This window comes from Bacillus sp. FSL K6-0069 (genome assembly GCF_038007785.1).
Lineage (GTDB): Bacteria > Bacillota > Bacilli > Bacillales > Bacillaceae_G > Bacillus_A > Bacillus_A mobilis.
Genome location: NZ_JBBOXN010000001.1, coordinates 4618027 through 4632917 on the forward strand (window position 1 = coordinate 4618027; position 14891 = coordinate 4632917).

Here is a 14891-nt window from a genome sequence, read left to right on the forward strand (position 1 = left end):
TATATAAATAATTAATATTAAAAATGTACAAAAAAAAAAGCCCCACTGTAATACTTAATAACTTTGCACTTATCATCAGTTTACCTCTTCATTATAATTGTCCGAGATAAAGATAAGATAAAGATAAAATAAAAACATTATAAATATATAACCATATATTATTAAATTTAGTACCGTTTTACTTTTCCTTATCCCTCTTACTCTTTATTTTACGTTCATTCTCTTCGTTTCTAATTCACCTCTCAAAGGCACTACATAAAACTATTATTTAGGTTCTATTAAAATTACATCTTCTAAATCATATAAATTCGCCTTTGGTTTTGCATAAATAATATAAGCAAGACCATATTGATCCGGTTCTTGCTCTATCACCTCTGCTACTTCAAGGCCAGGTGGTATTTTCTGACTCAATTCAGAGGTAATAATACTATCACCTATTTTTATTTCTTTCGCTTTATCTGATGGAATATTATCAATTCGAAGAGCCTGTTTTTTCTTATCATACCCTGTAACAAATCCTAAAATGGATGAATTATTTTGAAGGGTGATTGCTAAACGATTCGTTCGTTCATCATTCGTAATTAATTTCACAACAGATGTATATTGATCTACACTCTCTACCTTTCCAATAAAACCTTCCACTGTAATAACAGCCATACCAACCTTTACACCATGTTGTGCTCCTCTATCAATAGTGACTTCTCCATACCACTCTTCTGCTACACGAGTTACTACTGTAGCTTGAATTAAATTGTATTTTCCTTGTTCCTTTAATTCTTTCGTTTTGTTGATAAGTTTAGTAAGGTTTTCTTTCTCCTCACTTAATATTTGCACTTTACTCTTTAACGATTCTTGATGTTCAATTTTCCCTTTCAATACCTGATTCTCTCTATATACTTTATAGATGTCTTCTATATTATGAACAATATTTTGGACATGCTTATTATTTGTACATACATACACCATCAATAAAGCCAAAAGAATAATTGAAAGAAATAATAATATTTTCTTCTTAGAAACCTGCATAATTATCCTGCTACTCCCTACTATTTTTTATCTACATACTATAGAATACTAGTCATTGTACACAGAAGAAATGCAGTTTAAATAAAGTTAAGATAAACTTTATCTTCTTTATAAAAAATTTAGAACTTATCATATACTGCTACAATCTTCGAAGTTTGCTCGTTACCTTATCCATGGAATGCCACTTATAATTTCTATAACTAATTATGTTGTATTTGTACTTTCTTAGGTATTTCATCTATTTGTACTTCTTCCCATTCCATACCATAACTTCCTTTAGATCTAATCTTTAAATATGCTCCTATTCTTAAATGTTTTGAAGCAGTCATCGCAATCTTTTGCTCTTGACCAGATTCATTATATCCTTTGAATTTATATTCCCATCTAGCAAAACCTTTGTTTTCAGCTCCATATTTACCATCATTATCAACAACAGCATAATAAATATCTTCTTTAATAAATGGATTGAATTGATCTACAATCGGTCCCCCCTTTCCTATAAGTAATGTAACTCCAACTATAATCAATACGATAAACGAACTTATTTTTTTCATGAAACTTTCTATTCTCCTCTTCTCAGATACTTCCCCTTAAAGGACTTCCTCTAAATCCATCGCAGCGCTATTACGTATTAAAATGTAACCAAATTTCCTAGTGCTCTTCTAATTAAATTGGCAATAAGATAATAAATTGAATAACCCCATTTTCATATTCTGCTCGAATTTCTCCTTTGTGCAATTCAACAATGCTTTTTGCAATTGCAAGTCCCAAACCTGAACCTTCTACAGCTCTACTTCTCGATTGATCTTTTTTATAAAAACGCTCAAACAAATTCTCTAATTCTATTTTTGTAAATTCTTCACTATGATTCGCTATAGAAATTTTGATATGCTGTTCTTCTCTTTGAAGTAAAACCCGAATTTCTGCTTTATCTATACTGTATTTAATTGCATTTATTAAAAGATTTTCAAACACACGTACCATTTTTTCTGAGTCCACAACAGCATATATACGATCTTCTTGAAATTCTTTTACAAAAGAAATATTATGCTCCTCCGCTTGTGGTACTAGCTCTTCTATTAATTGATCAAGTAGTTCATTTATACACACTTCTTGCGAATCTAACGCCATATTTTCATCTGTTAGTTTTGTATACTCAAACAAATCTTCTATTAACATCTTCAACTGCTCTGATTTTGAAAAGGCAATTTTTATATACTCATCATGCTGTTCTTTATTTTCATATTTCGCATCACCTAGTAAACGTAAATACCCCATAATAGAAGTAAGTGGTGTTCTTAAATCATGTGATACATTTGTAATCAATTCACTTTTTTGCTTCTCTATTTGTTTTTCCTTTTCTATATTAGCCAAAAGCTTTTCTGCCATTTGATTAATATTAGAAGTTAATAAACCTATTTCATCTTGACCTGCCTGTTTGATTTTATATTGTAAATTACCTTTCGAAAACTCCCTTACTCCTTCTGCCATCGCTTCAATCTGATTCATCTTCCTTTTCGTTATATAAAAGAAAGATAGTATAAAAGTGATAAAACCTAGTAAAGATGGAAATGGGCTGCTATCATTCACTATATACTTCACATTTCCTTGTGGTATACCACTTGCAATGATATACATATTTTCCGTATTAACAGTAACCGGATAAAAAGTTGTAAACTCCTTACGCTTTTGTTCAGTTCCATCTTGAATTAAATTTTGCGCCTCTACATATCGTACTTGATCCATTTTAAAATCCATCACATTACGCATCGTCTCATGAAGATTGATTTGTTCTTCCGGCGCTCCCTTTGTTTTATAAACAACTTTCCCATTCTCATCTATTATTAAAATCTTCAGTTGATTTTGGTGATTCAATTGATCAAGCAATTCTTGTATATTAATTTCCTTACCTTCCTCGGTTATACTTTCAACAAGCCTTTGTGTCTGTCCATCAATGGCTTCCATACCTGATGCATAATCAATGATAGAAATTTTATTCGCATCCTCGAAAAAAGAAGATGAAGACCATCCTACTAATACCCCGAGTAACGTACAAAAAGTAAATGTAGCCATTAGCTGTATCCGTATGCTCTTTTCCAAATAACTCACTATTTTACCTATCATTTTTTTAAAAACTTGATTCATCCATATTATCGGTTCAAATATCTTTCTCAATCTTATAGCCAACTCCCCATACCGTTTTAATGTACCGAGGCTTCCTTGGAATCGCCTCTATCTTTTCACGTATTTTCCGAATATGTACCATCACAGTATTATCGGATTGGAAAGCTTGCTCTTTCCATACTCTTTCATAAATTTGTGCTGCATTTAATACCATTCCTTGATTTCGTGCAAGCAATTCTAATACCTCAAACTCTCTCGGTGTCAATTTCGCCTCTTTATTTGCAATAATGACCTGCCGTGTTACTATATTAATTTTCATATCTCCAATTTCTATTTCATTTTCATCCTGTACACTTGTCCCGCTCATTTTCATATATCTCCGAAGTTGTGATTTAATACGAGCAATGAGTTCCAGTGGATTAAATGGTTTGGCTACGTAATCATCTGCCCCAGTTGTTAATCCTAAAATCTTGTCCATATCTTGCGTTTTTGCCGAAAGCATAATAATAGGCATTTCCGCTATTTCTCTCACTTTCATACACATATGAATACCATCTATTTTCGGCATCATAATATCAAGGACGATTAGATGCACGTCTCTTTTCTTTACTATTTCTAAACCCTCTTCACCATCTCCAGCTTGTAATACTTCGTAACCTTCATTCTTCAAATAGATAGTGATAAGTTTTCTAATTTCCTTCTCATCGTCCACGATAAGTATCGTTCCTTTACTCACAAAATCTCCTCCAGCATCATTTACCAAACTATGAATGTTGCTTTATTTCACTCACTACTGCATTCCTCTTTTGAATGTACACATAAGAAATGATAGTAATAATCATAATGCCCCCACCTAAATACATCCCATATTTCGTCGCAAGTGCTACAATCGTTTCTATCTGTTTTCCGAATAGAGAGCCCAGCATAAAATAAGCTAGCGTCCAAACAAGTCCTGCCATATAGGAATACAATGCATACGTTTTAAATGACATATTATTCATTCCAACCAAATACGGTACGATATGTCTCACAACGGGGATAAAATAACTTATTACTAATGCATAATGACCATATTTCCCTACTATTTCTTGTGATTTTAAAAGGTACTTCGCCTTTTTCTTTTTCATCAATTTATTAAGCACTTTTATGCCAAATATTTTCCCCAGTATATACCCTAAAGAAAGACCTGATACAACACCTAAATACGTTAATAAAAAGGCTGGAATCATACTTAATATCCCCATTGATGATACAAATCCACCGCTCATGACAATCATTTCATCTGGAATCGGCATACCGATAATACCAAGCCATAAACAAAAAAATAGTGCCCAATAACCATACTGCTCAATGTATGACATTAATTCATGTAACTCCATTATGCATATGCTCTCCTTAGCTCTTTTCTACAACTAAAGACGTAAGCTGGTGGGAAATTAAGCCACACCTTTTCTAGTGTAATTTCAGGAAAGAAATTCTGTATAAATCCTTTTTTCACAAGTGAATATTGAAATGTAATAAATTCCCCGTTCTCATGTATCGTTTCCATTACACTGTTTAAAATGCGCTTTGAAACCTCTTCTCGTAAAGAAGTAAAAGGCAATCCTGATAAGACGTAATCAATACATTCTATATTTAATTGTTCCATATACTTCTTTATATTTTCAGCTGAACCGTGTATAACAATCACGTTCTGCTCATCTTTAAATTTTCTCTTTAACTCTTTAAAAAATACTTCATTAATTTCAACAAGGAGAAATATTGTCTCCTTCTTCTTTCTCTTCATAATCTCTTTCGTAAAAGCTCCTGTACCAGGCCCTAGCTCTACAATGCATTTCGCTCTATTAAAATCAATTACATCTACCATTTTCCTTGCTAATATTTTTGAGCTCGGTACAACCGCACCAATATGTTTCGGATGTTTTATAAATTCAGTTAAGAATGTTATGAGCTGCATATACTCCCTCTCCATTCGTTCAATAGTTTTTAACTTGTGTTTAAGTATAACTATCGTTTCTTAACAAATATTGAGGAGATTTCTTAAGATTTTATGAAGATGAAGGAAATCTTCATCTTTACTATAAACAAACATAAAAAATTGAATTCCAAAGATAAGCGCATCAAACATATACAAATAAGTCAGCTTGTTTATTTACCATGAATGATCATGATCCTACTCCGATTTTGTATAGCGAAGTTACTATTTTTATGTTAAAATCCTCTAAGATATTTGGAATTAGTATAGAAATCATTTTTGGAGGCTTTATGAATAATCAAAACGATAATAAATCAAATGCATTATTTGCAGCTATACAAATAGTGCTACCACTTTTATTACCTATTCTTGTCCCTACCTTTTTAATAGTGGGAATGAAAAAGTGGATGCCCGATGAAGTTAAGTATCCAAGCATAATATCATTGTTCGCATTATGTATGGGATTTTTCATAGTAGGAATTCTCTTCTCTATTGTTTTACGTTTATGTAAATTATCTGAGGAAAAATTAAAGGAATTAGGATTTTTAGGATTTACACTTTCGGCTGTTAGCACATTTCTAAGTTTTTATGTAGGTTACTTTTGGTTGGCAGACCTTAACTTCACATCAGTTGAATTATCACCTCATGCCGTATTAATTTTCGCTATTTTATGTACCTTGCTATTAGAAGGTATTTTTAAAGTAATGGACATGTTTGATAGTTCGGACGAAAATAAAGCTCACGTATAGACAAAAAAAGCATTCGACTAACATGTTAGTCGGATGCTTTTTTACTAAGATAAAAACAACTCTTGCATTACTTCGCACTCACAATCTTATAATAAGAACGAACTGTTAAGAAGTAATATCCGATATAAATAACGCTATATACTCCGATACTAATTAGAAGCGGAACCATAATTTCAAATGGTAGTATGTTTCCTAAACCTTTTAATGCAAACAAACTGTGTAGAATTCCGATTACTAGTGGAATTGCAAAGATAAAGCTCACTTGTTTTGCAATAGCTTTCTTCATCTCTTGTTTCGTTACACCAACTTTATGAAGGACAATGTAACGATCACGGTCAGCACTTGCTTCTGTAAGCTGCTTGAAGTAAATAATGGAGCCTGTCGCTAATAGGAAGACTAAGCCTAAGAATAGTCCGATGAACATCATTAGTCCAGTTGCTTCAAGTCCCATATGGAAACCAGTGTAGAAGTCTCTAAATGGTGGTGCCATTTCTGATTCACCAGCTGGCATCACTTTTGTTAATTTTTCTGTTAATACTTTACTGTTTCTTTCATCTTTTACATCAATATTTTTTACAACACGTGTTCCAAATGCTTGCTTCGCTTGTTCATACATTTCATCTGGAACGACAACAACTAATTCACCTAAGTTCGTAATTGCAGTATTATTTACACCTTGGATCGTCAATGTCTTCGTTTCATTTCCAATTTGGAATACCGCTTTATTTCCTTTATATTCAGGGCTAAACTCATACCCTTCCATATAAGAACTATCATATATAAATGCTTCGCCAGTAGCTACATTCACTGTTTCCGCATCGATTTTTTTCGCAATTTTGTTGAATTCAGATTGAGATATAAACTGATATTTCTCTGAGATCGTGTAATTCATATTAAGAATGAAATCAACTTTATCTCCTTCGAACTTCCCTTTGACAGGAACCGTTTCAATTTCAAATTGATCTTTAACAGGGTGATCCTGCTTCTCCTCCACAAGAATTGCATTTACTTTCTTATCCAATTCTGCATCTTTTTTTTCATAAGAGTAACTGTATGGCATGGATGTTTTTGATTGCGTAAATGTGTTGTAATACATCGTAACTGACGTACCAACCGCTGTTAATGTCACTGCACTTAAAATAGATATTGTCGCAAGTGACTTTGCATTTCCTTTAATACGGTATAGTAACTGTGACGTCGTTATCATATTCATACCATTATAAAACGCTGACTTATTATTTCTTGCACGTTTCAATACGAATACTGTAAAGAACATAAATAGTAAATACGTACCTAATACTGTTGCAAGTAATATATAAAGTGCAACTACCATAAAGTTTGCATACATAACTGCCTTCATAAACATTAACGCTAAGAAATAACCTGAGCCGATTAAGAAAACTGAAATTAACGCCATAATGACAGAGCCTTTTGGCATTGCTTCTCCTTCACGTTCTGCTCGGAAAAGTTCAATTAGCTTAAATCGATAAATTAAACGATATCCTTGAAGTGATGTATACAAAATAATTACAAAGAAAATAATTGCTGTATCAATAACTGCAGCCATCGGTACTTCAAAATGAACATTTAAGTTTATTCCCATCATATTTATTAGTAGTTCAAGGAATAGTTTTGAAAGAACGCTACCGATGGCAATACCGATTACTAATGACATTAATCCCATTAACATATTTTCATAAAAGAGCATTTTACCAATCTGTCTTTTACGAATACCTAATAAAGAATATAACCCAACTTCCTTTTTTCGCTTTCGTGTAAAGAAACCGTTCGAATATATAATGAACACTGCTACGAAAATAATAAGCATCACGCTTGAAACTTGGAACGCTCCACTAATCTTTTTAGAAGCTTCCGCTGCTTTTTCCATTTGTGAATTGTATTGCAGTGCTTTAAATGTAAAATAAATGACGATACTAAAAATCATAGATGCAAAATATACAAAGTAGTCTTTAAAGTTCCGCTGTATGTTGCGGAGGGCAATGCTAGATAAGGTCATCAGCCATACCTCCAGAAATGGAAGACATTACGTCAACGACTTTTTGGAAGAACTGTTTACGTGTTGATTCACCGCGGTGCAATTCTTTATATAACTCACCATCTTTAATGAAAATAACTCGTTTACAATAACTCGCCGCAAACGCATCGTGCGTTACCATTAAAATTGTAGAGTTATCATATTCATTTAACGACTTCATACTTTCTAATAAATCTGTCGCTGATTTAGAATCAAGCGCTCCCGTCGGCTCGTCACCAAATATCATACTAGGACTTGTAACAATCGCACGCGATGCTGCGCAGCGCTGCTTCTGTCCGCCCGACACTTGATATGGGAACTGACTTAAAATATGATCAATACCGAATTTCTTTGAGATTTCAAGAACGCGGCGATCAATCTCACTTGCTTTCACCTTTGATAACGCAAGAGGTAACGCAATGTTCTCTTTTACCGTTAACGTATCTAATAAATTATAATCTTGGAAAATGAACCCTAAATGATCGCGGCGGAATAACGCTAACTTATCATCGTTCATCTTCACGATATCTTTTCCATCAATTAAAATTTCACCGTTCGTCGCATTATCAATTGTAGAAAGAACGTTTAGTAAAGTAGTCTTACCCGAACCAGAAGGTCCCATAATTCCAACGAACTCACCTTCTTTTACTTGTAAGTTAATACCTTTTAACGCTGCAAATTTATTACCACCCGTGTCATACACTTTTTCAATATTCTTTGCTTCTAACACTGTTTTCATCTCGACATCCCTCATTTCTTCTATTCTCTATTTTCAACTATATACACTCTCTACTCTTGCCACTATCGATGTTTCTTACACAAACATGACAGTTATGTAAGGCCGGTAAGTAGAGAAATCAAAATTTAACATACTGAACAAAAGTACTTTGTTACTATAACATTGGGATATCATGCCATCCATTCATTCTCCTTACAGGAACATTACAATTTTGTAAGGTTAAAAATGTACCCTACAAAGTTGTGCATGAAATGTCGGATGGACCTGTTTTTTTCCTGCTATTCTATTTAACAAGGAGGTCATGATATGGATTCACTTAAAAACATGAATGCGGCAATGCAATATATTGAAAACAACCTAACAGATGAAATTGATTTTAAAGAAGTCGCAAAAATAGCTTTCTGCTCCGAATATCATTTCAAAAGAATGTTCTCTTTCCTAGCTGGCGTATCACTATCAGAATATATTCGCTGTAGACGTCTTACTCTTGCTGCTTTTGAACTAAAAGATAGCGCTGCAAAAGTCATTGATGTTGCTATAAAATATGGGTACAACTCGCCAGATTCTTTTACACGTGCTTTTCAAAACTTGCACGGCATAACACCTTCAGAGGCCCGAAATAGTAGTCATTCTTTGAAAGCTTATTCACCAATGACCTTCCAGTTATCGATTCAAGGAGGAAATGAAATGAACTATCGAATTGAAGAAAAAGAGCCATTTCAAATCATTGGTATTACAAAACGCGTACCGATTGTATTTAACGGTGTAAATGAAGAAATTGCTTCTATGTGGAAAAGCTTAGATCCAGGGACCATTCAAACATTAAAGTCCCTTTCAAACATGGAACCTACTGGAATTATTAGTGCTTCTACTAACTTTTCTGAAGGAAGAATGGAGGAAAATGGAGAACTCGACCACTACATTGGAGTAGCCTCAATGAAAGATTGTCCAGAGCAATTCGCACAACTTGAAGTCGCAGCTTCAACGTGGGCCGTATTTGAAGCTGTCGGTCCATTTCCTGAAACATTACAAAATGTATGGGGACGCATTTATTCCGAATGGTTTCCTTCCTCAAACTATGAACTAGCAGAAGGACCAGAAATATTGTGGAATGAACAGAAAGATACATCCTCCCCAAACTTTAAAAGTGAAATTTGGATACCGGTTTTGAAGAAATAAAGTGAAACTTTAATCAGTGGGGGTTTTGTCCATCCCCCACCTAACTCCTCCGCATTCGCCGAATTTTGAGGTGGGAGTTTTACTGCCCGGCGAATAGCGGGGGAAAAAATAAAGCTGCTTTTCCTTAGATGGAAAAGCAGCTTTTATTTACATTTTTAGTTCTTTTTTATAAGCAACATATGAATATCCCATCGTTAGTCCTACTGCACCGATAATAATGCCAACCATTACGAAAGTTTTCCATGCTACTGGTGCAAAAACACTTAAAATCATAATAATTCCTAATGCAACAAAAACTTTTCCGCTAAAACGGTGTGTTTTTCTCCATACCTCTTCGTTACTTAATGTCCATGGCGTCTTTATACCTACAAAGTAATTTGGTTTACATTGTGGTAAATAGTTTCCAATGACTATAAATAAAATACCAACTAATAATTCAGGCACGCGATTAATGAATAAGTTATATCCAAGCCCACTTGTAATAATATCTATATTCCCTACAAATAGTAGTAGCAGTATCCCGTTATTCATCATCATAAAAGCTTTAGAAAATTTCTCGTAGTTTGCTTTCTTTGGATCAATCTTTGGTAATACATTTAGAAATATATATAACCCAATCATAATTCCAACCATCGAGATCATTCCATACAGTTTAGAAGAATAGCCATCTACCTTACCACCGCTCCAATGCGTTGCAATTGTATCTGGTAAATGTGGCCAAGCAAACACCCAAGCTAAACAAGTTATAACAATTAATAAAATTGCAAAAAGATGCTTTTTCATTTCCCCTCTTCCCCCTTATTCGTAAATGTGAACACCCAAGTCAACAAATCTTGAAATACAGTTGTGTTTAAAGAGTACATAACGAATTGCCCCTTTTTTTCATCTTGAATAAGTTCAGCATTTTTAAGTGCGTTTAAGTGGTGTGAAATACTTGGCTTTGTCATATTGAAATGTTCAGCAATTTCCCCAGCGGTTAAATCGCCTTCTTTTAATAAATCTAAAATTTTTCGCCTTGTTGGGTCTGCTAATGCTTTAAATGCTTGATTCAATGTCTTTCTTCCTTTCAGTAATTAGACATTTAGATATTTATCTAAATGTTAAAATGATTTTAGTTAATTGTCAATTATCTATACGCCCTTTTTACTTTTCTCACTTTTGACCTATACTGTTTACTAGCTTATCTTTCAACATAATGAAAAGACTCGAAACACATGATACACTATAGCTACAATTGTTTTTTTAGGAGGAATATACATATGTATAAAATTTTAATCGTTGAAGACGATCCAAATATTTCATCATTACTACAATCTCACATTCAAAAATATGGCTACGAAGCTGTTGTTGCAGAGAACTTCGATGATATTATGGAATCGTTTAACGCAGTGAAACCACACCTTGTTTTACTTGATGTAAACTTACCGAAATTCGATGGATTTTACTGGTGTCGTCAAATTCGTCATGAATCTACTTGTCCTATTATTTTCATTTCAGCTCGTGCTGGTGAAATGGAACAAATTATGGCGATTGAAAGCGGGGCGGATGATTATATTACAAAACCGTTCCACTACGACGTTGTAATGGCGAAAATTAAAGGACAATTACGCCGTATTTACGGTGATTATGCGCCAAATATTTCTGAACGTATCGTTGAAGTAGAAGGACTAAAATTATTCCCAGAGCGTCCAGAAATTCATTTCGGAGCTGAGCAAGTTCTTTTAACGAAGAAAGAGGCGATTTTAGCAGAAATGTTATTATCTAAATTCCCTCGTACAGCGAGCCGTGAAGATTTATTAGCTGCCCTATGGGATGACGAAAGCTTCGTTGAAGAAAATACATTAAACGTAAACATTACGCGTCTTCGTAAAAAGTTCAATGAGCTTGGTATTGAAAATGCTATTGAAACAGTACGTGGACTTGGGTATCGTTTTAACGCAACTTGGAGTGAATAAGCATGAAGCTATTTTTACGTGATCATTTTGCATTTTTTCTACTATACGTATTAAACTTCGGTATCATCTTCGTTCTTTATGATGCAGTAGATGGATTTCAAAATAATAAATTTTACTTCGTCGTTTTAAGTTTATATTTATTCATTTGTTTCCTCGCTTATCGTTACGTTCGAAATCGTAGAATGTACCATAGATTAAGTGAGCAACCAGAGAAAATGGAAGATGCGTTTATTGAAAGAGCAACTGCTCCAATGCCTCACGGTGTAAATGAACTCGTGCGTACACAGTACCGTCTCTTCCAAAAAGAACTACAATCGTACGAAGTAAAACAACAAGAACATCAATTATTCATTAACCACTGGGTGCATCAAATGAAGACACCTGTGTCTGTTATGCAACTTATGGTGCTCGAAATGGAAGATGAACATTTGATTCCGAAATTCAAAAAAGAATTAGAACGATTAAATCAAGGACTCGATATGGCTTTATATATGGCAAGGTTAAATAACTTCCATGAAGATTTCCACGTTGAGACGATTTCATTAAAAGATGCGGTAACAAAAAATATTAACGGATTAAAAGAACTCTTCATTCGAAATGGGGTCTTCCCTGTTTTAGAAGTTCATTCCGATTTAAAAGTTGCTTCTGATGCGAAATGGCTAAAGTTCATCATTTATCAGTTAATGACAAATGCAGTTCGTTACTCTGGTGAGCGCGGGAAGAAAGTTTTCTTATCAGCTTACCGAAACGGAAAAGATATTATTTTAGAAGTTCGCGATGAAGGTGTTGGTATTCCGCAAGAAGATATTCGAAGAGTATTTGAACCGTTTTACACTGGGAAAAACGGTCGCGCATTCGGAGAATCTACTGGTATGGGACTTTATATTGTAAGTAAAATTTGTGATTATTTAGGTCACTCTGTCAAACTAGACTCTGAGGTTGGTAAAGGAACGACGATTAAAATCATCTTCCACAACGCTGCAAATAATCAAGCAGAACATACAGAGAAGGTGACCGAAGCATGATCGTAACATATGCTAGCAAAATGTATGAGAACTCACTCTCATACATTTTTTGCAATAAAACTACATATGTACCTTCTAGCGGGAGGTACATATTATGACATTTTGGCAGTTTGCATTTAAAAATGTAACACGTAATTCCAGAGCTTATTTTGCTTATTTCGTCAGTAGTTCCTTTTCCATTGCTGTTTTCTTTTCGTTTGCTGTTTACTTATTCCATCCGAAATTACAAAACTTTAGCATGACTGCTGAAATTTCAGGATTAATGATATTTTCAGAAGTTGTAATTGTATTTTTCTCTTTCTTCTTTTTACTATATTCCATTGGTACTTTTTTAAAAGTTAGAAAAAAACAATTTGGAGTTTTGACCGTTTTAGGAATATCGAGAAAGCAATTACATCGTCTTGTTTTTATGGAAAATATGTTAATCGGTATTTTATCTATCTTTTTCGGTATGCAGTTTGGACTTGTCTTTTCGCAATTTTTCTTATTAGTGACAGCAAAAATTACGCACGTACCAGGCATATATTTATACTTGCCTATTAACGCGTTTATTTTAACGACTATCGTTTTCCTTAGTCTTTTTATTATTGTATCTACATTCACACCAATGCTTATCCGTACAAAAAAAACGGTACAACTTTTAAAAACAAATAGCAGAAAACAAAAAGAAAAAAAACCGTCCATACTCGTTTCCTTATTTGGTGCGATTTGTTTATTAGGTGGTTATGCTTTAGCTGGAAACCCGAAATATTTCGTATCAGTAAGTCCGCAAATAGGTGTTATATATATGCTTTCGAGTATTTTCATTATCCCAACGCTTGTTACAATCGGTACATATTTCTTCTTTTCACAAATTAGTTTTTTACTTATTTACATTTTAAAGGCGAGAAGAAAGTTTTATATGAAACGGGTTAACATGCTTTGGATTTCTGATTTAGCAAGCCGTATTCGAACGAATATTAATATGCTTTTTATTGTAGCAATGCTCTCTACTATCGCTTTCACAATGATAACGTTCCTATATGGATTCGGGAAATTTATTAAGCTAGAAGTTAATAGAATTTCTCCTTTCCCAATTTCTTACTTTTCTTATGATGCGAATCCCTTTGTGACAGAGCATTTAAATTGGCTTGAGCAACAATTACAAAAAGAGCATTTCCCTTACGAGAAAATAAAAGCTGATATATATGAAACACCGCTAGAAGAAGATAAAGGTATAGCTATTTATAATGACGTATACGCAATTAAGCAAAGTGACTATAACAAACTTGCGAGTTCTTTACGAATGAAACAACTATTTATGGATAATAACGAAGCATACGTATTAACGGGGACATCTTATGTCACTATATTCAACGAATTTGAGCAAAGCTACAAAAGAGATTACATTACACTCTCTAGTACAAATACGAAATTACGAGTAAAAGGCTATGAACATGGCAATGCAATTCCATCTGACTTTTCATATCAAACGATAGTTTTGCCTGATATTCACATAAATAACTTACCCAATACGGTAAAGCATATATCAGCATACAATTACAAAATTCAAAACTGGGAACAGACATATAAAATTGCTGATGATTTTATAGAAAAGGTGCAAAAGGATCGAGATAAATCCCAGTATGAGGGACCTCTTATTCGATCCTTTGAATCAGCAGGATCGTTATACAAAATAACATCTGGTAGTGCTGCATTCTTCCTAATCGGAACATTTTTAGGAGTTATTTTCTTCATTGGAGCTGGTAGCGTTCTTTACTTTAGAATGTATACCGATTTAACGAATGAACAAGAGAAGTATATAACAATTTCTAAAATCGGTGTGACAGATACAGAGATGAAACGGTCTGCAACCATTCAGCTTAGTATTTTATTTTTCGTTCCTTACATTATGGCATCCATTCATACAATGTTTGCAACGAAAATGCTACAAGATGTAATTGGTTTATCTTTGTTCAAAGAAGTTTCAGCCGTTCTTATTATTTTTGGAATCGTTGAAATCGTATTTTTCTTATTCATTCGTTCACTTTATATGCAAAAATTATCACAGTACACGAGTGAACAAAGTACTTAAAACAAACTTG

At 33.7% G+C, this 14891-nt stretch carries 15 protein-coding genes; 5 read left to right on the plus strand and 10 right to left on the minus strand.

Features of this window, described 5'->3' with window-relative positions:
• Nucleotides 1-264: 264 nt before the first annotated feature.
• The 6 genes from mreC to MHB74_RS23885 form a co-directional block, all read right to left on the minus strand.
• Nucleotides 265-1026 (minus strand): rod shape-determining protein MreC, encoded by a 762-nt coding sequence (mreC, locus tag MHB74_RS23860; RefSeq protein ID WP_001198151.1) that lies wholly within the window; start codon nucleotides 1024-1026, stop codon nucleotides 265-267.
• 200 nt (nucleotides 1027-1226) lie between these two features.
• Entirely contained in the window at nucleotides 1227-1580 is a 354-nt protein-coding gene (locus tag MHB74_RS23865) for a YxeA family protein (RefSeq protein WP_000724320.1), read from the minus strand.
• Between the two features lie 112 nt (nucleotides 1581-1692).
• Nucleotides 1693-3201 carry a sensor histidine kinase gene (locus tag MHB74_RS23870; protein WP_001225801.1) on the minus strand — a complete coding sequence of 503 codons (1509 nt, stop codon included), beginning with the start codon at nucleotides 3199-3201 and terminating at the stop codon, nucleotides 1693-1695.
• The gene (locus tag MHB74_RS23875) at nucleotides 3185-3886 is read right to left on the minus strand and encodes a response regulator transcription factor (protein WP_000033681.1); all 702 of its coding nucleotides are present in this window, start codon (nucleotides 3884-3886) and stop codon (nucleotides 3185-3187) included. The genes MHB74_RS23870 and MHB74_RS23875 overlap by 17 nt, the downstream gene beginning before the upstream one ends.
• Nucleotides 3887-3914: 28 nt before the next feature.
• Complete coding sequence (locus tag MHB74_RS23880; protein WP_000418951.1) at nucleotides 3915-4529, minus strand: DedA family protein; 615 nt, start codon at nucleotides 4527-4529, stop codon at nucleotides 3915-3917.
• Nucleotides 4529-5107, minus strand: a complete 579-nt coding sequence (locus tag MHB74_RS23885; RefSeq protein WP_001176096.1) for a class I SAM-dependent methyltransferase — start codon at nucleotides 5105-5107, stop codon at nucleotides 4529-4531. The genes MHB74_RS23880 and MHB74_RS23885 overlap by 1 nt, the downstream gene beginning before the upstream one ends.
• A gap of 308 nt (nucleotides 5108-5415) precedes the next feature.
• Between MHB74_RS23885 and MHB74_RS23890 the strand changes: the two genes are divergently transcribed.
• Entirely contained in the window at nucleotides 5416-5874 is a 459-nt protein-coding gene (locus tag MHB74_RS23890; protein WP_001064712.1) for a hypothetical protein, read from the plus strand.
• A gap of 67 nt (nucleotides 5875-5941) precedes the next feature.
• On the opposite strand, the gene MHB74_RS23895 is transcribed toward MHB74_RS23890, so the two are convergent.
• Nucleotides 5942-7891: an ABC transporter permease gene (locus MHB74_RS23895; RefSeq protein WP_000176143.1), complete on the minus strand. Its 1950-nt coding sequence runs from the start codon at nucleotides 7889-7891 to the stop codon at nucleotides 5942-5944.
• Complete coding sequence (locus MHB74_RS23900) at nucleotides 7878-8648, minus strand: ABC transporter ATP-binding protein (RefSeq protein WP_000859659.1); 771 nt, start codon at nucleotides 8646-8648, stop codon at nucleotides 7878-7880. The genes MHB74_RS23895 and MHB74_RS23900 overlap by 14 nt, the downstream gene beginning before the upstream one ends.
• A 306-nt stretch (nucleotides 8649-8954) precedes the next feature.
• Between MHB74_RS23900 and MHB74_RS23905 the strand changes: the two genes are divergently transcribed.
• Nucleotides 8955-9827, plus strand: a complete 873-nt coding sequence (locus MHB74_RS23905; protein WP_000377706.1) for an AraC family transcriptional regulator — start codon at nucleotides 8955-8957, stop codon at nucleotides 9825-9827.
• A gap of 147 nt (nucleotides 9828-9974) precedes the next feature.
• Here the strand turns inward: MHB74_RS23905 and MHB74_RS23910 are convergent, their stop codons facing one another.
• Complete coding sequence (locus tag MHB74_RS23910) at nucleotides 9975-10610, minus strand: SdpI family protein (protein WP_061677587.1); 636 nt, start codon at nucleotides 10608-10610, stop codon at nucleotides 9975-9977.
• On the minus strand, nucleotides 10607-10879 hold the full coding sequence (locus MHB74_RS23915; protein ID WP_001070523.1) for an autorepressor SdpR family transcription factor: 273 nt from the start codon (nucleotides 10877-10879) through the stop codon (nucleotides 10607-10609). The genes MHB74_RS23910 and MHB74_RS23915 overlap by 4 nt, the downstream gene beginning before the upstream one ends.
• 207 nt (nucleotides 10880-11086) lie before the next feature.
• Here MHB74_RS23915 and MHB74_RS23920 point away from each other — a divergent pair, with 207 nt between their 5' ends.
• The 3 genes from MHB74_RS23920 (at nucleotide 11087) to MHB74_RS23930 (ending at nucleotide 14881) form a co-directional block, all read left to right on the plus strand.
• Complete coding sequence (locus tag MHB74_RS23920) at nucleotides 11087-11782, plus strand: response regulator transcription factor (protein ID WP_000276736.1); 696 nt, start codon at nucleotides 11087-11089, stop codon at nucleotides 11780-11782.
• A gap of 2 nt (nucleotides 11783-11784) precedes the next feature.
• Complete coding sequence (locus MHB74_RS23925) at nucleotides 11785-12807, plus strand: sensor histidine kinase (RefSeq protein WP_000765337.1); 1023 nt, start codon at nucleotides 11785-11787, stop codon at nucleotides 12805-12807.
• Nucleotides 12808-12901: 94 nt separating this feature from the next.
• Nucleotides 12902-14881 carry an FtsX-like permease family protein gene (locus MHB74_RS23930; protein WP_061677589.1) on the plus strand — a complete coding sequence of 660 codons (1980 nt, stop codon included), beginning with the start codon at nucleotides 12902-12904 and terminating at the stop codon, nucleotides 14879-14881.
• Nucleotides 14882-14891: the final 10 nt, after the last annotated feature.